Source organism: Nocardia puris, assembly GCF_036051655.1.
GTDB classification, from domain to species: Bacteria; Actinomycetota; Actinomycetes; order Mycobacteriales; family Mycobacteriaceae; genus Nocardia; species Nocardia puris.
Genome location: NZ_CP107943.1, coordinates 5,910,349 through 5,930,402, shown reverse-complemented (window position 1 = coordinate 5,930,402; position 20,054 = coordinate 5,910,349). Strand labels below are relative to the sequence as shown.

The following is a 20,054-nucleotide window of genomic DNA, read 5'->3' as shown; positions in this document are numbered from 1 at the left end:
AAGATGGAAATGGTTTTCATTCCAAAATTGGGTGACGGGAGACACACTGTGACAGCGACGCCGCTGCGCCTGACCGGGCTGTCGGCGGGCTACCGCGGGCGGGCGGCCGTCCACGACGTGACCGCCGAGATTCCGGCGGGCCGGGTGACCGCATTGCTCGGCCACAACGGGTCGGGCAAATCCACGCTGCTGTCGGCGCTGGCGGGCGTCCTGCCGCCGATGACGGGCGCGATCGAGCGACCGGAGGGGCTGCGGATCGCGTTCGTGGTCCAGCACAGCGCGGTGCCGTCCACGCTCCCGACCACGGTGCGCGAGACGGTGACCATGGGCCGCTGGGCCCACCGGGGCGCGTGGCGGCGATTGCGCCGGTCCGACCGCGAGCGCGTCGACGAATGCCTGGCCCGCATGGACATCACCGGCTTGGCCGACCGCAGGCTCGACACCCTGTCCGGCGGGCAGCGCCAGCGCGCCCTCCTCGCGCAAGCCCTCGCCCAGGAGGCCGAGCTGCTCCTCCTCGACGAGCCGACGACCGGGCTGGATATCGAGTCGCGCCACCGTATTTCGGCGTTGATCCGCGATCTCGACGCCACCGTCGTGCACGCGACACACCAGCGCGACGAGGCGCTGACCAGCGATCACTGCCTGCTGCTGGAGAACGGCGGACTGGTGGCCGAGGGCCCGCCCGCCGACCTGGTCGCCACCACCGCGCCGGTCGGCGCGAGCCCGGTCCCGCTACTTGGCGACACGCCGTCGCGATCAGCGTAGCGGCCTGGCAGGGCACGGCTGCCCCAACAAGACGCTCGCCGTTCCGCTCGACGGTCTGGAGCGCCGCCTGGCCAGGCACGGCGAGTGCGATCCTTCCCCCTGATAGTGTCGGGGCGTGGTGGAGGCTCCCGAGCGGTACCGGTCGATCCTGCCCACCGACACCGCATGGACGCCGGTGGCGAGCGGCGAATCCGGGGCCGGGGTCTTCCGGTCGGCGGACGGATCACGCTACGCGAAATGCGTTGTGGACCAGGATGTCCCGGAGCTGGATGGTGAGCGGGAACGCCTGGTCTGGGCCGCCGCGCACGACATCCCGTGTGCGCCGGTGCTGGACTGGCACGCCGGCGCCGGAATCGCCTGTCTCGTCACGGGAACCGTCCCCGGGGTGACCGCCGAGACGCTCTCCGCCGACGAGTTGGGCCGGGCGTGGGCGTCGATAGCCGACGCCGTGCGGCGGTTGCACGAAACGCCCACCGCGGACTGCCCTTTCGACCGCGGCGTGGCGCGTATGTTCGCGCTCGCCCAGGATGTCGTCGCCCGCGACGCCGTCCACCCGGAGTTCCTGCCCGAGGAGCAGGTGGGCACCCCGCCCGCCGTGCTGCTCGCCCGGCTGGCCGCGCGGATAGACGCGCGGCTGGCCCAGGAACGCGCGAATGCGGTGGTCTGCCAAGGGGATCTGTGCCTGCCGAACATCGTCGTGGATCCGGCCACGGACACCGTCACCGGATTCCTCGACCTCGGCCGCCTCGGCACCGCCGACCCTTACGCGGATATCGCCCTCCTGCTGGCCAGCTCACGCGAGACCTGGCCCGACGAGCCGTCCGCCGCGAAGGCCGACCGCGACTTCGCCCACCGCTACGGCCTCACCCTCGACTCCGAACGGCTGCGCTTCTACCTGCACCTGGACCCGCTCACCTGGGGTTAGCGAACCTCAGGCCATGGAGATGCCGGTGATCAGGGTGCGGCCGAGTTCGGTTCGGGTGGTGATGATCTGACCGAAGGTGCGGGCTTCCTCGCCCGGATACTGCTGGGTCAGGCGGACCACCCAGTGGGATTGGCCGTCACCCGCGCCGGTGGCGGTGCGGGTGATCTGCACGCAGTAGCGGGTGCCGACCGGGACCTGATCGATGCCGCGCTGGATCTGGTCGGCGGGGGGCACCGCCGCGTCCGGGGCCACGACGGCGCGCGCCGCCGCACCGGAGCGCGCCTCGTAATAGGCGCGTTCGAACGCGAGGATCGCCGACGGGCCGTCCTGGGTGCCGCCCGCGCCGGTGCCCGAGACCACGTCCCCGCCGCGCCGCTCCTGGCAGCCCGGCGTCGCCAGTGGCGACGGCGGATCGGTGGGCGGCTCCGACGTGGGCTGACCGGCGGGTCCGTCGGTCGGCACGGTGAGCGGCGTGGCCTTGCGCGGCGAGGCGTCCGGCAGCACGGCCCACAGGATGGACCCCACCGCGATGAACAGGCCCACCAGGATCAGCACGGCGAGCACCTTGTTGCCATGCTGTTGCTGCGCGCCTTCCGGACGGGGGCGGCGCAACGCGGGACCCGGATTGCCGCCCGTGCGGTCGACGATGCCTGGCACCGACGGCAGCGGGCGCTGCTCGGGCTGATCGTCGGCGACCGGATCGTCCTCCGGGACCCGCCGCCGCTGGGGTGGTGCTTTCGGCGGCTCGGCGGGGCGGGCGGGCGGGTCGAGCCATTCGGCCCATTCGGCGTCGGGCCTGCGCGACGGCCGCTTCAGGGGTTTCGGCACGGCCGGGTCGACCGGGCCCGCCTGTTCCGGGGTCCGCACTCGCGGCGCGGATCGCCCAGACTTGCGCTTGCGGCGCTTCCCGGCGGGCGGGGCGGGCAGCCGGAGCATCGGCAGGCCCGTGTCGAACGGATTCGGCTGACGCTGCCCTGGATTCGCCCCGTCCGGATCAGGGCGCGTCATCGCCGAAGTCGCCGATGACGGCGGCCGGAACGGTGGCCGTCTCGGGGATCAACGCCGACGCGGGAATGGTCACGCCCAGCTGGCCGTCGCGCGGCCTGCGGTCCTGATCGCCGCCGCCGGGCGGCGGCATCGCGACACCGCCGTGCGCGCCACCCGGCTGCCCGGACGGCGCGGGATCGGGCCGGGGCGCGGGCGCGCTCTCCTGCGGGGCCGGCGCGGGCAGCACCGACGTGGCGGGCGGGGAACTCGGCTTCGGCGGCTCCGGGCGCGCACCGCCCGCGTTCTGACCCGGCGTGGTCCCGCCGCCGCCCGGCGCGGCGCCGCCCCCGAAGTCGATGACCCGCGACGGCGACGACTGCTGACCACCGCCGGGCGTGCCCGCGCCGTTGTTCGTCGTGCTGCCGGGATTGATCAGCTCCGGGATCGCCTTGTCGATCACCTTGTCCGCCGACGCCGCGACCGTGTCCATCGCGTGCGTGCCGACCTCCACGATCTTGTCGATCAAGTGGGTGCCGATGTCCACGCCCGCCGAGATCGCCGAGGTGCCCAGCTCCACACCGGCCGAGATCAGCTCCCGCTGCAACTGCAACTGCGCCAGCTGCGCCGGATCCAGCTGCTGCCCCTGACCGTTCGTCCCGGGAATCGTCCCGTACGTGCCGGGCGAGATCGCGTACGACGGGTCGGTGCCGCCGCGCCCGTCGCCGAACGCGCCGGGCCGGGTGACCGTGAGCGGGCCCATCTCGTCCAATCGCCGCGTGTGGCCGTTCATCTCCGTGCGCGCGCCGTCGACCGTGACCAGCGCGTCGCGCAGCGCCATCGCCGCCAGATCGATCACCGCGTCGGTGTCGGGCGCGGTCGTCGCTTCCGCGAGCACCCGGCGGGCGTCGGCGCGGAAGTCGGCGATGATCTGATCCACCCGCCGGGCCGCGCGCGCACTCGTGGCCTGCGCGTCACCGAGCACGGACAGATACGCCGGGCCCCGATCGGAGATCTCCCCGATCTCGGTCTGCGTCGTGCGCAGGGCGGGCACGGCCGCGTCGGCACCGCGCGAGGTCCACGTCGATTCGAGGGCGTGCAACCCCTCGCGGTGCGGCCCCTCGGAATCGGCCGCGTGCGTGGCCGCGGTCGACAGCGCGGCGGTGATCGCGCGATCGGGCAGCGTGGCGCCGGTGCCCAGCGAGGCCCGCAGCTGCAACATCGGCTGCACCAGGGCCGCGATGAGCGGCGGATCGGCCGTGGGATCGTTGCTCACCACCGGCAGCGACTCGGCGGCCTGTTCGGCCGGACGCCGCCTGCGCAACCCGCTCAGCCGCCTCACGACAACTCCTCCTCGGTCCGCGACAGCGCCCGCGCGGTCGACGCGTCGCCGGCCCGCATCCGCTCGTCGTAGTCGCGCAGCACCCGGTCGTACGCCGAGACCAGCTGACTCGCCGTCGACAGCGCCTGGGTGTGTTCCTGCACCGCGCTGGTGAACCGCGCGACGAACTCGGCGCCGATCAGCCCCAGATCGGTGTCCAGCTTCTGCGGATTCACCGCACCCGACGCCGCCGAGGCCGCCGAGGCCAACTGCTCGGCGACCGTCCTGGCCATCGCGGAGTAGGCGGCCATCGCCGCCGGGTCGAGCTTCAGCGTGTCCACTGTTCCCCCTTCACGGAAAACCTAACCTTCGCTGTCGCAACGCGGCCGGCGCCGGAGAGTCACCCCTGCCCGGCGGCACCGCTAGGTCGTGGCCAATCCCCCGTGTCCCCGGTGACGCGGCGGGCGTGGTCCACGACCTCCGACCATGGTCGCACGGTTCGGGCTGAAATCGGCACGCAGTCGGCGAATCACCGGGCACGACCCCGTGTGAGCTGGGTTTTCCCGCGCACCGGAATCGATTGCTGCCATTCGGGAATAGTCCGCGCGGCCCGGCGTTCGGTGAAGATGGTTAGAGAGACGAACGAAAGGGGCCCGCGTGGCGACCGAGACCGCCCAGCCGACGGTGGGGTTGCGCTCCGAGCGCGGAGCCGTGCTCGGCGCGCTGATGCTGTCGACCGGACTGGTCGCGCTCGACACCACGATCATCGCCACCGCCGTGCTGTCCATCACCGAGAGTCTCGGCGGCTTCACCCAGTTCCCCTGGCTGTTCTCGCTCTATCTGCTGGCCCAGGCCGTGACCGTGCCCATCTACGGCAAACTCGCCGACACGTTCGGCCGCAAACCGGTCCTGATGTTCGGCATCGCGGTGTTCGCCCTGGGTTCGCTGATGTGCGGACTCGCCACCAGCATGACCGCCCTGATCGTGTTCCGCGCCGTGCAGGGCATCGGCGCGGGCGCCATCCTGCCGATGACGATGACGGTCGCGGGCGATATCTACACCCTCGCCGAACGGGCCAAGGCGCAGGGCTACCTGGCGAGCGTGTGGGCGATGTCGGCGGTGGCGGGGCCGCTGCTGGGCGGGTTGTTCGCCGACTACGTCGGCTGGCGGTGGATCTTCCTGATCAACCTGCCGCTGGCGGCGGTGGCGGCGTGGATGCTGCTGCGCGGCTTCCAGGAGCGGGCCCAGCGACGCGGTCAGCGCATCGACTATCTCGGCGCGGCGTTGCTCGCCCTCGGCGCGGGTGCGATCGTGCTGGGGTTGCTCGAGGGCGGGCAGGCGTGGGCGTGGGGTTCGCCGGTGAGCATCGCCATCTTCACCGGCGGCGTCCTCACGCTGCTACTGTTCGCGCTCGTGGAGCGGCGCGCCGCGAATCCCATTCTGCCGCTGTGGATCTTCACCCGGCGCGTGGTGGTGGTGAGCAGTACCGTGTCGCTGCTGATCGGCGCGCTGCTGCTCGGATTGACCACCTATGTCCCGACTTTCACCCAGGGCGTGCTCGGCACCGGTGCGCTGGTCGCCGGACTCACCGTCGGCACACTCACCCTGGGCTGGCCGCTGGCGGCATCGCTGGCCGGAAAGGTGTACTTGCGCATCGGCTTTCGCGGCAGCGCGCTGATCGGCAGCGGGCTCGGCGTACTCGGCGCGGTCTCGACGCTGTTCATCGACGAGCAGTCCTCGCCGTGGCGGATCGCCGCGTCCTGTTTCGTGATCGGCGCGGGGATGGGTCTGGTCGCGACGCCGACGCTCATCGCGGCGCAGACCAGCGCGGCGTGGTCCGAGCGCGGCGTGGTGACCTCGGCCAACATGTTCGCCCGCGCACTCGGCAGTGCGCTGGGCGTCGCGGTGTTCGGCGCGCTGGTCAACGCGCGGGTGGGTGCCTCCGACACGCCCGATCCCGGTCTACTGGCCGACGGGGTGCACCTGGTGTTCGTGAGCGTGACGATCGCCGTGGCGGTCATGTTCGCGGTCGCCACCCTGATGCCGGGGCAGCGTGTGGACGGCACCGCGCGCGGCGCGGAAATAGTCCGGGACGCCCCGGCGTTACCTCTCGAGTGATGCCGAGAGGAGCCGCATGATCGACATCCCCCTGTCCGTGCTCGACCTCGCCCCGGTGCAGACCGGCGCGAGCACGGGCGAGGCACTGGCCGCGACCACCGAATTGGCCAGGCGGACCGAAGCTCTCGGCTATCGGCGATTCTGGGTGGCCGAACACCACAACATGCCGGGCATCGCCAGTTCGGCGCCGAGCGTGGTGATCGCGCACCTGGCCAACGCCACCTCGCGCATCCGCGTCGGCTCCGGCGGGGTGATGCTGCCCAATCACGCGCCGCTGGTGGTGGCCGAGCAGTTCGGCACGCTCGAGGCGCTGCATCCTGGGCGCATCGACCTGGGCATCGGCCGCGCGCCCGGCACCGATCAGGCCACCGCGCTGGCGCTGCGCCGCACCGCCGAAGGGCTGGCCGCCGAATCCTTCCCGACCGAACTCGCCGCGCTGCTGCGCTACTTCCGTGGCACCTCGGCCGACGGCATCAGCGCCACGCCGGGGCGCGGCGAAGAGCCCGAGATCTGGCTGCTCGGGTCGAGCGGCTACAGCGCGCAGGTGGCGGCGGTGCTCGGCGTGCGGTTCGCGTTCGCCCACCACATCAATCCGCTCGGCACCGAGGACGCGCTCGCCCTGTACCGCAACAGCTTCCGACCGACGGCCGATCTGGAAACCCCCTACGCCATGGTGGCCCTGTCGGCGGTCTGCGCCGACACCGACGAGCGCGCCGAAGAACTCTCCGCGCCACGGGATCTCGCGTTCCTCCAGCTGGCCGCCGGGCGGCCCGGCACGCTGCCGTCCACCGAGGAGGCGGCGAAATTCCGCCCCACGGAACGGGAACGGCAGTTCATCGCGCAGCGCAGGCAGGGGCAGGCGACCGGCTCCCCGGACACGGTGCGCGCCCAGCTCACCGATCTCCTGCACCGCACCGGCGCCGACGAACTCATGCTCAACACGCTCGTCTACGACATCGAGGACCGGGCCCGCTCCTTCGAACTCATCGAGAAGATCGCCGCTTCCTGAGGACCTCAGCGCAATTCCTGACGGCCTCGGGCACACCTCCCGACGACCTCAGCGCGGCTCCTGTGACCTCAGCGCGGCACATCATCGACCCGGGGTCCGGGTCCTCCTGACAAGCTCAGCGCAGCGGGAAGCCCAGCGTGGCAAGGGATTCCCGCAGCCGGTCGCGGCCGTTGAGGCTGCGGGGCGAGGCGAGGCGGGCGAGCACGCGCTCGGTCCAAGAGTGCGCGAGGTTCTGCTCGGCGTAGAAGTCGGCGATCCTGGTCTCGTAGTCGGCGACGTGTTCGCGCTGGGCGGGCAGGTCGTAGGTCTCGTGGTGCAGCACCGCGGCCTGCGGCAGGCGAGGCTTCACCTTCGCCTCCTCCGCCGGATCGGGATGCCCGACGACGAGGCCGAACACCGCGAAAACACTGGGCGGCAGGCCGATTTCGGCGGCGACCCGCTCCGGGTGGTTGCGCAGCGCCCCGATGTAGACGGTGCCCAGGCCCAGCGATTCGGCGGCGACCACCGCGTTCTGCGCGGCCAGCGCGGCATCGATGAACCCGACGTAGCTCGACTCCAGGTAGTCCGCGCCCTCCAGGGGCGCCTCGCGGTCGGCGGCGAGCTGGCGCAGCCGCGCGAAATCGGCGGTCCAGACCAGCAGCACCGGCGCCTGCTCGATATGCGCCTGGCCGCCCGCCAGCGCCGCCAGCCGGGCCTTGCGCTCGGGATCGCGCACCGCGACCACGCTCCACACCTGCAGGTTCGAGGAGGTCGCGGCCGACTGGGCGGCCGAGACCAGCAGCCGCAGCACGTCGTCGGAGACCGGGTCGGGCAGGTACCGCCGCACCGAGCGGTGGTCGTGCAGCACCTGCAGCACCGGATTCCACAGGGCGGCGTCGACGGGCACCGGGTCGCGGTAGCGTTGCCGCACGGTGTCGGTCGGGGTGGGCGCGATCTGGGTCATGCGGTCATCTTCGCGGGGCGGGGTCGGCGCGTCTGCGGTAACCCTCACCGTGAACGCAACCGCCGTGCCCGCCGGGCGCGAACGCGAGTACCTTGGTAAGGCATGCCTAATTAATTCGAGCGTCCGGAGGTAATCTTGGCCCGCCCACGCACCACCCTCACCGTGCTCCGCACCGAGTGGCTGACGCCGCACCTGATCCGCGTGCATTTCGGCGGCCCCGGATTCGCGGCCTTCCAGCCGAGCGAGCACTCCGATTCCTACGTGAAGTTCATCTTCCCGCGCGACGGCATCGAGGTGCTGCGCACTTACACCGTCCGTGCGGTGGACCGGGAGGCGGGCACCCTGGCCGCCGATTTCGTGTTCCACGGCACCGAAGGCATCGCCGGGCCGTGGGCCGCGTCGGTGGAGCCCGGCGAGACCATCGACCTGTACGGACCGGGCGGGGCCTACTCGCCGCGCGCCGACGCCGACTGGCACCTGCTCGCCGGTGACGAATCCGCGCTGCCCGCCATCGCCGCCGCGCTCGAGGCGATGCCCGCCGACGCGGTCGGCGACGCGTTCGTCGAGGTGTCGGGCCCCGACGACGAGCTGAAGCTGGACAAGCCCGCCGGCGTGGAACTCACCTGGCTGCACCGGGGCGCGCGCCCCGCGGGCGAACTGCTCGCCGAGACGGTGCGCGCCGCCCCGTGGCGCGACGGTCAGGTGCAGGTGTTCATCCACGGCGAGGCGAGCGCCGTCATGCACGACCTGCGCCGCTACATCCGCCGCGACCGGCAGGTGCCCGCCGCGTGGGCGTCCTCGATCTCCGGGTACTGGCGGCGCGGCCGCACCGAGGAGGGCTTCCGGGAGTGGAAGGCCGACCTGGCCGCGAAGGAATCCGCGCCCGCCTGAACGAGTTCCGCGCCCGCGCTCAGTCGCCCCACTCGCTGCTCGACAGCGGCATCTCCCAGGTCGGCTGCGGGATCTCGGGGTGGTGCTCGGCCATGATCACCGAGGTCAGCGAACCGGGCGGCGCCTTGCGCGGGTCGGCGAGCGCTTGCGCCGCGATGGCGTCGGCGAGTGCCCGGCTGCCGCCTAGGCGTGGGTAGCGGGCGTGCACCAGGTCGGCGTAGCCCGGCGGCAGATCGCCGGGCGCGCCGCCGACGTCGATGCCGATGCCCTCCACCGCGATCCAGGCGGCCGCGGGACGGCGGCGCCGGTACACCGGTGATTCGAACAGGCCGGTGGTGTGGGCGGCGATCGCGTCCCACACGAGGTCGACGCGCTCGTCGATGATGCCGTGCCGCTCCAGGAATTCCGCCGCGTGGTCGGCGCCGTCTAGTTCGAATCTGTTCGCGCCGTTGGCGATAGCGCCGAGGCCGATGTCGTGGAGCGCGCAGATCACAGACAGCAGTTCGTCGTCGTAGTCGGCGATGTGTTCGGTGACGCGGGTGGCGAGCGAAGTCGCGGGGAGGGCCAGCGAGTCGGCCGGTGACCGATCGGCAGCGCGACCTCGGTCCGCACGCTGAACTGCGATTGCCCGCCGGGCCTGCGCAGGAACACCACGAGGGATTTCGCGAGCGACCGCGCCACCTCCGCGCCGAGATCCTCCTCGACGAGCGCGAGCGCCATATCGATTCCGGCCGTCACGCCCGCCGAGGTCACCACCGGCGCGTCCCGCACGAAGATCGCGTAGCCGGGCACGATCAACGTGTCGATCCGCCCCGCGAAATCCGGGATCGCGCCCCCGACCCCCATCGGCACGCCGACGTCGGTCACCACCGCCGCACCATCCGGGGACGCCAGCCGCACCCGGTAGCCCGCCCAGTGGAACACCTGCGCCGACCGGCCACATCCAGCATCATCACCCCCTCCCCCACCGCGATCACGACCTCGCGCTGCTCGTCCACGATCTCAGTCTTCGCGACGCCGTCGATGTCCTCGAGGACATCGGCCCCTTGGATCAGGACATGGTCACGGGAGCGGCAGCGCTTCGGCGGCAGCCCGGATGTCCGGCAGGCGCCCGGCGTCGGCCAGCAGTCCGGTGAGGGCGAACTCCACGATCTCCGCGGGACTCACCGCGATCTCCGGCAGCGCCAGCGCGTCGAACAGCGCCTGCACCAGCCGCGCCCCCGACACCGGATTCATCGGCCGCACCTCGCCTTCCGCCAATCCCTCCGTCACCCAGTCCACGACCACGCGGTCGAAGCGGTGCAGGAGTTCACGTTCCGCGTCGAACCGGTCCTGCTGGAGTTCCGGCGTGGTCAGGATGGAGATCAGCACGTAGGGCGAATCCCGCAGGTGTTCGAGCGAATCACGCAGCCAGCGGTGCAGTTTCACCATCGCGGGCGCGTCGGTCGCGACCAGCGCGCCGGCCAGCTCGAGCGGGCCTTGCAGACCGAGGCGCACCAGCGCGGCCAGGATGTCGTCCTTGGCGGCGAAGTGCTTGTACAGGGCGGGCTGGCGCACCCCGACGGCCGAGGCGATATCACGGGTCGAGGTCGCCGAGTAGCCGCGCGCGGCGATGAGCTCGGCGGCCGTGCGCAGGATCCGCTCGGCCGCCGGGCTCAGGGGTGCGGTCTCGGCGGTCACGCGCTTCAGGCTATAGCGTGCCCGGCCACGGTCCGTCGTCCAGCAGGGCGTGCGCGAGATCGCGGTAGAACGCGAGCACGCCCGGCCTCTCCTTGGGGCTGAGGTGACCGCGCTCGGCGTACCGGGACCCGGCCCCGCGCTGCACCGCCTCCAGCCCGCTCCGGTCCTCGTCGTTGATCATCGCGGTCACGGCTTGCTGGGTGCGCGCCAGATCCGCTGAGCCCACGGCGAGCTCGGGCAGGGTCAGCACACCGCCGAGGACCCGCACGCTGTCGATGGTCGACGGCAGGAACGTCAGCCACACCACCTGATCGGCCAGCGCGATGAACGCGCTCGCGGGGAACGCCAGCCCCACCATGGCGTGCGCCCGCTGGACGTCGTCGAGGGACAGCATCGCCGAGTCCACGGACATCGCGAGCGGGATGCGCAGGTGCAGCATCCACGGAGACGCCACCTCCACGTGGATGTCGCCACCGCCGGGCATGAAGGGCTGCAACGTCTCCCGGTGCAGTCCGAGCACGTGATAGTTCTCGTGCCCGTTCTCCATCACCAGCTTCCAGTTGGCCCGCCACTCCAGCGACCACGAGTCCACCTGCACCATCCGGTCCAGCCGGTATCCGGCGAAGTGCGGCGCGATCAGATCCAGATGTGCGGCGACGGGCTCGGCGCGCGCGTCCAGATTCAGCCACACGAAACCGTTCCACTCCGCGACCGCGAAACCGGGCAGCCGGCACTCGTCGGCGCGGAACTCCTTGTTTTCGGCCATGTACGGCGCGCCGCGCAGCCGCCCGTCCAATCCGTACTTCCACAGGTGGTACCGACAGGTGAACGCGGCGGTGTTTCCCGCGCCGGGTTCCACCAGGGGCATCAGCCGGTGCCGGCAGACCGGCGAATGCCCGCGCAGCACACCGTCGCCGTCGCGCACGACCACGGCCATCTCGCCCGCCACCGAGACCGCGACGTAGTCGCCCGGCGCGGCGAGCTGATCGGTGTGCGCGACCAGGAACCAGGAGCGATGGAAGATCCGCTCGCACTCCAGCTCCCAGAGTTCCGGGGAGGTGTAGGCGGCGGGCGGCAGGCTCAGCGCGGGGGCGTCGTCGCCCAGGTAGGCGCGCAGATCGGTGAGGATGTCGTCGATTCGGGTGAGCACGGGCATGAGTACCTCCCAAGCGATGGCGGTTATCGTTCGATAACCACTCCCAGGTTATCGAACGATAACCGATCGGTCACACCCCACTTTCAGGGGCACCGCGCGCCCTCGGCGGGTACGACACCCTCCCGCAGGTAGTCCTCGACCACCCGGTCCACACAGGGATCGACCCCTCCGTACGCGCCGTGGCCCGGCCCGTCGTAGGTGAGCAGGGTGGCGGGACGCAGGTGCTCGGCGACCTCGGTGACCCACTCGTAGCGCGCCTGCGGATCCCCCGTCGCACCGACGACGAGCACCGTCGGCGCACCGCCGCCGTCCAAGGCGACCCGTCCCACTCCGTGCACGGGCCACCGCGCGCATTCGGCCAGGCGCAGGCCGGTCAGTTCGCCGAAACGCGGTGATACCCGGGCGAATTCGGGCATCAGGTCGCGAATCTGCGCGACGGTGTAGATATCGGGGTAGTCGGCGCAGTTGATCGCCGTGTTCGCGGCGGCGAAGTTCGAGAACGTCCCGTCGGCGCGCCGGCCCGTGAAAAGTGCCGCGTACCCGGCCAATTCGCTTCCGTCACCCGCGAGCGCCCGCCCGAGCGCGAGTTCCAGGTGCGGCCAGGTCTCGGGCGCGGAGAGCGCGATGCCGAGCGCGGCGGTCGCCGTGGCGCGGTCGAGATCGCTCGACTCCGTATCCAGCGCGGACAGGAAGCGATCCGTGCCGTCCAGGGCGGCGTTCTCGTCGCGGCCCAGCGGGCACTGTCCGTCGTCGAGGCAGAACCTTACGAAGTCGCGCAGCGCCGCCTCCATGCCAGCGGCCTGGTCCAGCAGGGTGCGCCGGAATTCGCGCAGCGGCGTGCCGGGCGCGTCGAGCACCATGCGGCCCACGCGCTCCGGGGCCAGCGTGGCGTAGGCCGCGCCGAGCTGCCCGCCGTAGGAGACGCCGAGGAAGTCGAGCCGGGGCTCCCCGAGAGCGGCACGAATGAGGTCGAGGTCCCGTGCCGAGTCGGCGAGCCCGACGTGCGGCAGCAAGCGGCCCGAGCCGTTCACGCAGGAGTCGGCGAAACGCAGGCTCGCGGCGTCCAGTTCCGCCCATTCGGCGTCCGTGCGCGGCACGCGAGCGGGCAGCTCCGGCTGCTCGCAGGTGATCGGCGCGCTGCGCCCCACCCCGCGCGGATCCCAGGACACCAGGTCGTAGCGGTCCAGCAGACCGGCGAAGCGGGCGGCGACAGCGGGCGCGTGCTCGAAGCCGGAGCCACCCGGTCCGCCGGGGTTGTAGACCAGCGAGCCGAGCCGCCGGGCCGGATCGGCGGTGCGCGATCGGAGGACGGCGAGGTCGATCGCGGGGCCGTCCGGACGGGCGTGATCCAACGGGACCGGGAGTGTCGCGCACTCCCATACGCGTCCGTCGTCGGGTGCCGCGAGGTCCGCGCACGGCGACCACGCCAGGGCGGCGGGCGCGTCGGTGGCGGCGGGCGCGTCGTCGGTGGCGGAATTCGCGCACGAGACCGCTACCGCACACGTCGCGACCAGTACGGAGATCCGTTGTATCCAGGGCATATGGATACCTTCGCGCGTCGCAACGCCGCGGGAGTCGGCCGTTCGTACTACTGGGCGACCTTCCTTCGGACGATTCGAGCGGCGTCCGAGGGCATCGACATCTCGGCCTCTCGGACCGCCGCCGTCAGTCGGCCACCGGCACGGGCTCGTCGGCGCGCGCCCGCACCGGATGGAATCCGGGCAGGTACCGGTCGACGAACGGAATCATGAGCTGGATCAGCGGCCCGATGCCGAAGGCGTACGCCAGGGTGCCCACGCCGACCGTGCCGCCGAGCAGCCAGCCGGTGGCCAGCACGGCCACTTCGATGCCGGTGCGGACCACGCGCACCGACCACCCGGTGCGCCGGACCAGTCCAGTCATCAGTCCATCACGCGGTCCCGGCCCCATGCCCGCGCCGATGTACAGCACGGTCGCCGCCGCGTTGAGCACCACCGCCGCCGGCATCGCGCCCACCCGCACGGGCATCGATTCCCACTCGGGCAGCAACCACAGGCCCGCGTCCACCGAGACGCCGATCACCACGATGTTGCTGATCGTGCCCAGACCGGGCCGCTGCCGCAACGGAATCCACAGCAGCAGCACCACGGCGCCCGTGACCGCGGTGACCATGCCGAAGCTCAGCGGGACGTGGCCCGCCACGCCCTGGTGGAACACGTCCCACGGGTCGAGCCCGAGACCGGCGCGCACCATGACCGCCATGGAGAAGCCGTACAACCACAGTCCGCTGTAGAGCGCGACCAACCGACGCACAAGCATGCAGACCAGGATGGGCCACCACTGGACTGCGTGAACAGAGCCAGTCACCAAGGTCTGGCCTGATTGTCTACCGTTCCACCGGCTCCCAGCCGGGCCGGGGCGCCCGCTCCCCGAGCTGCCGGGGATCGCGCGACCGGTAGACGATGCAGGGCCGGAACAGGTACCCCACGGGCGCGCTGAACATGTGCACCAGCCGGGTGAACGGCACCAGCGCGATCAACACCATCCCGATCACCGCGTGGAGCTGATACGACAGCGGCACCCCCGCCATCAGCGACGGGTCGGGGTTCAGCGTCACGATGCCGCGCGCCCACGGCGCGATGGTCTGCCGGTAGTCGTAGCCCTCGTCGATCCGCGACTGGGAGAGTTTGGCCCACATACCCAGGACGATGGCCGACACCAGCACCAGGTACATCTGCTTGTCGTTGCGGGTGGTGGCGCGGAAGACCGCCGCCCTGGTGCGCCGCCGGTACACCAGCACCGCCAGGCCCACCACCGTGAGCACACCCGCCGCCGTCCCGCCGAACAACGACAGCAGGTGATAGGCGTGCTCGTCGAATCCGACGGCGTCGGTGCGGGATTCGGGCCCGCCTGCGCCAGCGCGCGGGCGGCGTCCCGGTCGCGCGGCGACGGCCTCGGCAGCGCCCCGCACAGCGCCGCCACGACCTGTGCGTACGGACCGTCGTTCCCCCCAGCGCGATCCGCAGCAGCTCTACCCCGGGCCGGTGCTCGAGCAGGACGTCCCGGTCCCCCGTGGCGGCCACGTACTCGTGCACCAGCGGCAGGTAGTCCGGCAGTTCCGCGCCCGCCAGCTCGAGCCCGGCCGCGCGATGCCGATGTTTCAGCGCCACCAGGGATTCCCCGCGCCTGCGGGTGTCGCCGTCCAGCCACCAGGTCAGGTGCAGGCAATGCCGGTTGTGGAAATCGACAGTGCGCACATAGGTTTCGGCGAGCGCGCCCAACGGCACCGACGCCGCGTACCCGAGGAATGGACGCAGCTCCGGCGCGCACGCGGCCGGCAGCGGCAGCCGGGACGCGAACCGCTCGTCCGGATAGTCCAGGCAGTCCGCGACCGCCTGGTAGAACGCGGGCCGAGTGCTCATCCCGCCTCCTCGTCGGCGGTCTGCCTGCGGCGCAAGGCGTGGAAGCTCTCGACGGTGGCCAGCGGTAGGAACTTGCGGCCCGACTCGTCCCCGAACGGGCCGGGCCGCCCATCCCCGGACCACCGTCGAAGTCGAGGCTGCACCCCTGCGGCAGCGCCGACTCCTCCAGCTGCCGCGCGTCACCGGCCGCCGCGGTCGGAATGACGTAGCGCTCTTCGTATTTCGCGACGGCGAGCAGGCGGTGCAGGTCGAAGAGCTGTGCGCCGGTCATGCCGACGGCGGTGGCGATCGACTCGTCGGGGCGGCTCCGCCGGATTGATGTCGCGCAGGTAGGAGCGCATCGCCGCCAGCCGCGCCAGCGCGTCGCGCACCGGCACCGGGTCACCGGCGGTGAACAGTTCGGCGAGGTATTCCAGCGGGATGCGCAGCGAGCCGATGGCGCCGAACAGGTTGTGCGCGTCCTCGCCGTCGAATCCGGTCGCCGTCAACGCGTCCACCACCGGCGACAGCGGCGGGATGTACCAGACCATCGGCAGGGTGGGGAATTCCGGATGCAGCGGCAGCGCCACCCGATACTCGCTGATGAGCGCGCGCACCGGTGAGCGGCGGGCGGCGTCGATCCAGTCCGGCGCGATCCCGGCCCGCTCGGCTTCCTGGCGCACCTCGGCATCCTCGGGGTCGAGGAACACGCCCAATTGCGCTTCATACAAATCCTTTTCGTCGGGAGTCGCAGCGGCCTCGGCGACGCGATCGGCGTCGTAGAGCACCACACCCAGGTAACACAGCCGCCCCATGCAGGTCTCCGAGCAGACGGTCGGCAACCCGACCTCCACGCGCGGATAGCAGAACGTGCACTTCTCCGCTTTCCCGGTGCGGTGGTTGAAATACACCTTCTTGTAAGGACATCCGGTCACGCACATGCGCCAGCCCCGGCAGCTGTCCTGATCCACCAGCACGATCCCGTCCTCGACGCGCTTGCTCGAGCAGCACGCCGCGCACGTACGGATACCGCACACGGGTGGGCGAATACGTGTACCAGGAGAAGGCGGCGCCGCGCGGGCAGCCGCGCGGCCCGTGCTCCGGGCGGTCCGCGCCGACGGAGGGATAGTCGGTGGCCTGGGTCTCCCAGGTGATGATGCCGTCCTCGACGTACACCTTCCACCGGCACGACCCCGTGCAGTTCACGCCGCGCGTCGAGTACACGACTTCGTCGTGGCTCCAGCGGTCGCGGAAGAACGTGTCGACGTCGGCGGATTGCCGTTGCTCGGCAGGCTGCTGCTGGTGGTGGCGGTGGGCGCGTGGCTGTTCACCCTCGCCGCGCTCATCTCCGACCGCACCGCGTTCGCCCCGGATCGGGCGCGCTCACCGCAGCCCCGCGCGGACGGGCGGTAGCGTCGGGGAGATGAGCAGCGTGGACGTGGCGATCGTCGGGTACGGGCTGGCCGGTGCGGTGTTCCACGCACCGCTGATCGCGGCGCAACCGAGAATGCGGGTGGCCGCCGTGGTGACCGGGTCACCGGAGCGGGCCGAGCAGGCGCGCCGCGCGCACCCGGGCGTGCGGGTGTTCCCGGACGTGGACGCGTTGTTCGCCGCGATCGGCGATTTCGGGCTCGTCGTGGTCGCGACGCCCAACCGGACGCACGCGCTGATCGCCCGCCGCGCCGTGGACGCCGGTGTCCCGGCGGTGGTCGACAAACCGTTCGCGGTGACGTCTGCCGAGGCCGAGGACGTCCTGCGGCGTGCCGAACACGCGGGCGTTCCGCTCTCGGTCTTCCAGAATCGCCGGTGGGACGGCGACTTCCGCACCGTGCGCGCGCTCGTCGAGGGCGGGGAACTGGGCGAGGTGCGCCGGTTCGAATCGCGCTTCGAGCGGTGGCGGCCGGTGCCCAAGGGCGGCTGGCGCGAGGTCGGCGGCGTGGCCGACGGCGCGGGCACCCTGCTCGATCTCGGCAGCCACTTGGTCGACCAGGCGTTGACGCTGTTCGGTCCGGCGCGGTCGGTGTACGCGGAGCTGGACAACCGGCGCGCGGGCGTCACCACCGACGACGACGCGTTCCTCGCGCTCACCCACACCTCGGGCGTGCGCTCGCACCTGTCGATGGGCGCGGTGACCCCGCAACTGGGGCCGCGGTTCCGGGTGCTCGGGTCGGAGTCGGGGTACGTCACCTACGGCCTCGACCCGCAGGAGGACGCGCTGCGCGCCGGGGGCGATCCCCGCGAAGAGGGTTGGGGCACGGTCGAACCCGACCGGTGGGGGCTGCTCGGCGCCGACCCCGACCTCACGCCCTACCCCACCCTGCCCGGCGACTACCCCGCCTTCTACACGGCGATGGCGGCGGCGATCCTGGACGGCGCGCACGCCCCGGTCGATCCGCACGACGCGGTCGCGGTGCTGCGCGTGCTGGAGGCGGCGCGGCGGTCGGCGGGCAGCGACGCCGTGGTGCACCTGGCCTGAGCGCCGGATCCGTCGGCGCCCCGGTGCGTTTCGCGCGCGCGGCCGGTAGGGTGCGGCGGTGAACACCGCAGAACTCGTCGATCGCGGCGCCTCCATCGCGGATCGGCTGACCACCACGCAGACCCCGCCGCCCTGGCAACTGGTGGTCGTGACCGCCGTCGCGGCCCTGGTGCTGGTGGGGTACGGACCGCTGTGGCGCGTCACCCGCAACGTGGTCACCATCGCCCACGAGGGCGGCCACGCCTTCGTCGCGCTGCTCACCGGCCGCAGGCTCAACAGCATCACCCTGCACTCCGACACCTCCGGTCTGACGGTCTCGAGCGGCAAACCGTACGGGCTCGGCATGATCCTCACCGCCATGGCGGGCTATCCCGCGCCGCCTCTGCTGGGGTTGGGTTTCGCGGCGCTGCTGGCGACCGAGCGGATCACGCTGATGTTGTGGACCACCCTGTTGTTGCTGGCGGCGGTGCTGATCAAGATCCGCAACTTCTACGGGCTGTTCAGCGTGCTCGTGGTGGGCGGCGCGGTGTTCGCGGTGTCGTGGTTCGGCGACGACACCTGGCAGGCGGCGTTCGCGTTCCTGTCCGCGTGGTTCCTGCTGTTCGCGGGACTGCGGCCGGTCATCGAGATGCAGCGCGGCCGCCGCAGGCGCTGGCGCAACCCCGCCGACGTCGACTCCGACGCCGACCAGCTGGCCCGGCTCACCCACCTCCCCGCCATCCTGTGGGTGCTGTTCTTCGCGGCGATCGCCGTGGGCGCGCTGGTCGTCGGCGGCGGGCTGTTGCTCTCCGACGCCACGGGGGCGTGCATTCCGGTGGTGTCGGGGCCGTGCCCGGCTGCTCCTTAGCGCACCGGGCGCGCCGGCACGTTCAGCGGCTACAACCCAACGCCGTCAGCGCCTCCTGCGCCAGTTCCTCCGCCGGGCGCGTGGCGTCGACGACGATCCCGCGCTCGGCCGCGGTCAGCGGTTGCAGGTCGGCGAGCTGGGAGTCCAGCAGGCTCGCGGGCATGAAGTGGCCCGGCCTGGTCCGCATCCGCCGGGACAGTTCCTCGTACGACGCGGTCAGGTGCAGGAAGAACAGGTCGGGCGCGGCGGCGCGCAGGCGGTCGCGGTAGCTCACCTTCAGCGCCGAGCAGCTCACCACCCCGCCCCGCTCGCCGCGCTCCGCCAGCCAGGCGGCGATGCGGTCCAGCCAGGGCGCGCGGTCGGCGTCGTCGAGCGGGCTGCCCGCCGCCATCTTCGCCAGATTGGCCTCGGGGTGGAAGGCGTCGCCCTCGGCGTACTCCACGCCCAGCGCGGCGGCCACCGCCGCGCCCGCCGTGGACTTGCCCGACCCGGACACCCCCATCGCCACCACCAGCGGCTTCGCGGCCTCGTCTGCGCCCACCGATCCTCCTCGTCTCACCCGTACCGCGTGCGCGGCAACCCGACGGTAACGCCCCCGCGCGCCGGACTCGGGCACGATGGAGACCATGAAACTGCGAATCTTCACCGAACCGCAGCAAGGCGCGGACTACGACACCCTGCTCACCGTCGCGAAAACCGCGGAGGACCTGGGCTACGACGCGTTCTTCCGCTCCGACCACTATCTGGCGATGGGCGACTCCGACGGGCTGCCCGGCCCCACCGACGCGTGGATCACCCTGGCCGGGCTCGCGCGCGAGACCAGCACCATCCGCCTCGGCACCCTGGTGACCGCCGCCACCTTCCGGCTACCCGGCCCGCTGGCGATCCAGGTCGCGCAGGTGGACCGGATGTCGGGCGGGCGCGTCGAGTTGGGCATCGGCAGCGGCTGGTTCGCCGAGGAGCACACCGCGTACGGCATCCCGTTCCCCAAGGACAAGTTCTCGCGGCTCGAGGAACAGCTCGCGATCATCACCGGCCTGTGGTCCACCAAGGTCGGCGACACGTTCAGCTTCGACGGCGCCCACTACACGCTCACCGACTCGCCCGCGCTGCCCAAACCGGCGCAGGATCCGGTGCCGATCCTGATCGGCGGCAACGGTCCCACCCGCACACCGCGCCTGGCGGCGCGCTACGCCACCGAGTTCAACCTGCCCTTCGCCTCCCTCGAGGACACGGCGGCGCAGTTCGAGCGGGTGCGCGCGGCGGTCCGCGAGCACGGCAGGCAGCCCGGCGACCTGGTGTACTCCAACGCGCTGGTCGCCTGCGTCGGCGGCACCGACGCCGAGGTGGCGCGGCGGGCGGCCGCGATCGGCCGGGAGGTGGACGAGCTGAAGACCAACGGCCTGGCCGGTTCCCCCGCCGAGGTGGTCGACAAGATCGGCCGCTACGCCGAGGTGGGCACCGAGCGGATCTACCTCCAGATCCTGGACCTGGCCGATCTGGACCATCTCGCCCTCATCGCCGACCAGGTCCGGCCGCAACTCTGAGCGACGGTAGCC

General features: G+C 71.9%; 21 protein-coding genes and 3 pseudogenes. 9 read left to right on the top strand and 15 right to left on the bottom strand.

All coding sequences use genetic code 11. From position 1 onward, the window contains the following. Positions 1–9: 9 nt before the first annotated feature. Together aztA and OHB21_RS27430 are read left to right on the top strand one after the other, a co-directional pair. On the top strand, positions 10–765 hold the full coding sequence (gene aztA, locus OHB21_RS27435; RefSeq protein ID WP_067502629.1) for a zinc ABC transporter ATP-binding protein AztA: 756 nt from the start codon (positions 10–12) through the stop codon (positions 763–765). A 115-nt stretch (positions 766–880) separates the two neighbouring features. Then, a complete protein-coding gene (locus OHB21_RS27430; protein WP_195124127.1) occupies positions 881–1,690 on the top strand; it encodes an APH(3'') family aminoglycoside O-phosphotransferase in 810 nt (269 codons plus the stop codon). A gap of 6 nt (positions 1,691–1,696) precedes the next feature. Here OHB21_RS27430 and OHB21_RS27425 read toward each other — a convergent pair whose 3' ends face one another. Genes OHB21_RS27425 through OHB21_RS27415 form a run of 3 tightly spaced genes read right to left on the bottom strand, consistent with a single transcriptional unit; the run spans position 1,697 to position 4,336 of the window. After that, a complete protein-coding gene (locus OHB21_RS27425) occupies positions 1,697–2,698 on the bottom strand; it encodes a hypothetical protein (RefSeq protein WP_195124126.1) in 1,002 nt (333 codons plus the stop codon). Beyond that, a complete protein-coding gene (locus OHB21_RS27420; RefSeq protein WP_113974986.1) occupies positions 2,685–4,016 on the bottom strand; it encodes a hypothetical protein in 1,332 nt (443 codons plus the stop codon). The genes OHB21_RS27425 and OHB21_RS27420 overlap by 14 nt, the downstream gene beginning before the upstream one ends. Next, the gene (locus OHB21_RS27415) at positions 4,013–4,336 is read right to left on the bottom strand and encodes a type VII secretion target (RefSeq protein WP_067512052.1); all 324 of its coding nucleotides are present in this window, start codon (positions 4,334–4,336) and stop codon (positions 4,013–4,015) included. Before OHB21_RS27415 ends, OHB21_RS27420 begins: the two co-directional genes overlap by 4 nt. Positions 4,337–4,652: 316 nt before the next feature. On the opposite strand from OHB21_RS27415, the gene OHB21_RS27410 reads away from it, so the two are divergent. Then, positions 4,653–6,113, top strand: coding sequence for an MFS transporter (locus OHB21_RS27410; protein WP_195124125.1), 1,461 nt, complete (start codon positions 4,653–4,655; stop codon positions 6,111–6,113). A gap of 16 nt (positions 6,114–6,129) precedes the next feature. Then, a complete protein-coding gene (locus tag OHB21_RS27405; protein ID WP_195124124.1) occupies positions 6,130–7,122 on the top strand; it encodes an LLM class flavin-dependent oxidoreductase in 993 nt (330 codons plus the stop codon). Positions 7,123–7,237: 115 nt separating this feature from the next. Here OHB21_RS27405 and OHB21_RS27400 read toward each other — a convergent pair whose 3' ends face one another. Continuing rightward, a complete protein-coding gene (locus OHB21_RS27400; RefSeq protein WP_067512058.1) occupies positions 7,238–8,065 on the bottom strand; it encodes an NADPH-dependent oxidoreductase in 828 nt (275 codons plus the stop codon). Between the two features lie 135 nt (positions 8,066–8,200). Here OHB21_RS27400 and OHB21_RS27395 point away from each other — a divergent pair, with 135 nt between their 5' ends. Further along, the gene (locus OHB21_RS27395) at positions 8,201–8,956 is read left to right on the top strand and encodes a siderophore-interacting protein (protein ID WP_195124123.1); all 756 of its coding nucleotides are present in this window, start codon (positions 8,201–8,203) and stop codon (positions 8,954–8,956) included. Between the two features lie 19 nt (positions 8,957–8,975). Here OHB21_RS27395 and OHB21_RS27390 read toward each other — a convergent pair whose 3' ends face one another. The 10 genes and pseudogenes from OHB21_RS27390 to OHB21_RS27350 all read right to left on the bottom strand — a co-directional run. Continuing rightward, a complete protein-coding gene (locus tag OHB21_RS27390; protein ID WP_113974985.1) occupies positions 8,976–9,449 on the bottom strand; it encodes an HD domain-containing protein in 474 nt (157 codons plus the stop codon). Further along, positions 9,446–9,826: a helix-turn-helix domain-containing protein gene (locus OHB21_RS37635; RefSeq protein WP_407675030.1), complete on the bottom strand. Its 381-nt coding sequence runs from the start codon at positions 9,824–9,826 to the stop codon at positions 9,446–9,448. Before OHB21_RS37635 ends, OHB21_RS27390 begins: the two co-directional genes overlap by 4 nt. 192 nt (positions 9,827–10,018) lie before the next feature. Further along, positions 10,019–10,636 (bottom strand): TetR/AcrR family transcriptional regulator, encoded by a 618-nt coding sequence (locus OHB21_RS27380; protein ID WP_067512062.1) that lies wholly within the window; start codon positions 10,634–10,636, stop codon positions 10,019–10,021. Positions 10,637–10,646: 10 nt separating this feature from the next. Further along, positions 10,647–11,792, bottom strand: coding sequence for an aromatic ring-hydroxylating oxygenase subunit alpha (locus tag OHB21_RS27375; protein ID WP_067512064.1), 1,146 nt, complete (start codon positions 11,790–11,792; stop codon positions 10,647–10,649). Positions 11,793–11,875: 83 nt separating this feature from the next. Further along, positions 11,876–13,333, bottom strand: a complete 1,458-nt coding sequence (locus tag OHB21_RS27370; RefSeq protein ID WP_195124122.1) for an alpha/beta hydrolase — start codon at positions 13,331–13,333, stop codon at positions 11,876–11,878. Between the two features lie 124 nt (positions 13,334–13,457). Next, the gene (gene yczE / locus OHB21_RS27365; RefSeq protein WP_067512150.1) at positions 13,458–14,090 is read right to left on the bottom strand and encodes a membrane protein YczE; all 633 of its coding nucleotides are present in this window, start codon (positions 14,088–14,090) and stop codon (positions 13,458–13,460) included. Between the two features lie 67 nt (positions 14,091–14,157). Next, the gene (narI, locus tag OHB21_RS27360; protein WP_195124121.1) at positions 14,158–14,742 is read right to left on the bottom strand and encodes a respiratory nitrate reductase subunit gamma; all 585 of its coding nucleotides are present in this window, start codon (positions 14,740–14,742) and stop codon (positions 14,158–14,160) included. Between the two features lie 52 nt (positions 14,743–14,794). Next, positions 14,795–15,193, bottom strand: a pseudogene (gene narJ / locus OHB21_RS37630) (nitrate reductase molybdenum cofactor assembly chaperone); the annotation flags it as partial. After that, positions 15,190–16,194 (bottom strand): annotated as a pseudogene (locus OHB21_RS27355) (4Fe-4S dicluster domain-containing protein); the annotation flags it as partial. The pseudogenes narJ and OHB21_RS27355, both read right to left, overlap by 4 nt. Continuing rightward, positions 16,142–16,441, bottom strand: a pseudogene (locus tag OHB21_RS27350) (hypothetical protein); the annotation flags it as partial. The pseudogenes OHB21_RS27350 and OHB21_RS27355, both read right to left, overlap by 53 nt. Here OHB21_RS27350 and OHB21_RS27345 point away from each other — a divergent pair. From OHB21_RS27345 to OHB21_RS27335, 3 genes are read left to right on the top strand one after another with little or no spacing between them, the layout of a single operon-like run. Continuing rightward, the gene (locus OHB21_RS27345) at positions 16,406–16,585 is read left to right on the top strand and encodes a hypothetical protein (RefSeq protein ID WP_067512068.1); all 180 of its coding nucleotides are present in this window, start codon (positions 16,406–16,408) and stop codon (positions 16,583–16,585) included. The pseudogene OHB21_RS27350 and the gene OHB21_RS27345 sit on opposite strands and share 36 nt — an antisense overlap. Before the next feature lie 10 nt (positions 16,586–16,595). Next, positions 16,596–17,648: a Gfo/Idh/MocA family oxidoreductase gene (locus OHB21_RS27340; protein WP_067512070.1), complete on the top strand. Its 1,053-nt coding sequence runs from the start codon at positions 16,596–16,598 to the stop codon at positions 17,646–17,648. Positions 17,649–17,706: 58 nt separating this feature from the next. Then, positions 17,707–18,495: a M50 family metallopeptidase gene (locus tag OHB21_RS27335; RefSeq protein WP_067512072.1), complete on the top strand. Its 789-nt coding sequence runs from the start codon at positions 17,707–17,709 to the stop codon at positions 18,493–18,495. Between the two features lie 22 nt (positions 18,496–18,517). On the opposite strand, the gene OHB21_RS27330 is transcribed toward OHB21_RS27335, so the two are convergent. Beyond that, a complete protein-coding gene (locus OHB21_RS27330; protein ID WP_067512152.1) occupies positions 18,518–18,997 on the bottom strand; it encodes a gluconokinase in 480 nt (159 codons plus the stop codon). Positions 18,998–19,121: 124 nt separating this feature from the next. On the opposite strand from OHB21_RS27330, the gene OHB21_RS27325 reads away from it, so the two are divergent. Continuing rightward, positions 19,122–20,042, top strand: coding sequence for an LLM class F420-dependent oxidoreductase (locus OHB21_RS27325; protein ID WP_067512154.1), 921 nt, complete (start codon positions 19,122–19,124; stop codon positions 20,040–20,042). Positions 20,043–20,054: the final 12 nt, after the last annotated feature.

Excerpts from the sequence above, each read along its gene's own strand:
- OHB21_RS27340 (WP_067512070.1), top strand. The coding sequence starts at position 16,596 with ATGAGCAGCGTGGACGTGGCGATCGTCGGGTACGGGCTGGCCGGTGCG.
- OHB21_RS27405 (WP_195124124.1), top strand. The coding sequence starts at position 6,130 with ATGATCGACATCCCCCTGTCCGTGCTCGACCTCGCCCCGGTGCAGACC.
- yczE (WP_067512150.1), bottom strand. The coding sequence starts at position 14,090 with ATGCTTGTGCGTCGGTTGGTCGCGCTCTACAGCGGACTGTGGTTGTAC.
- OHB21_RS27325 (WP_067512154.1), top strand. The coding sequence starts at position 19,122 with ATGAAACTGCGAATCTTCACCGAACCGCAGCAAGGCGCGGACTACGAC.
- OHB21_RS27370 (WP_195124122.1), bottom strand. The coding sequence starts at position 13,333 with ATGCCCTGGATACAACGGATCTCCGTACTGGTCGCGACGTGTGCGGTA.
- aztA (WP_067502629.1), top strand. The coding sequence starts at position 10 with ATGGTTTTCATTCCAAAATTGGGTGACGGGAGACACACTGTGACAGCG.
- OHB21_RS27425 (WP_195124126.1), bottom strand. The coding sequence starts at position 2,698 with ATGACGCGCCCTGATCCGGACGGGGCGAATCCAGGGCAGCGTCAGCCG.
- OHB21_RS27330 (WP_067512152.1), bottom strand. The coding sequence starts at position 18,997 with ATGGGGGTGTCCGGGTCGGGCAAGTCCACGGCGGGCGCGGCGGTGGCC.
- OHB21_RS27400 (WP_067512058.1), bottom strand. The coding sequence starts at position 8,065 with ATGACCCAGATCGCGCCCACCCCGACCGACACCGTGCGGCAACGCTAC.
- OHB21_RS27375 (WP_067512064.1), bottom strand. The coding sequence starts at position 11,792 with ATGCCCGTGCTCACCCGAATCGACGACATCCTCACCGATCTGCGCGCC.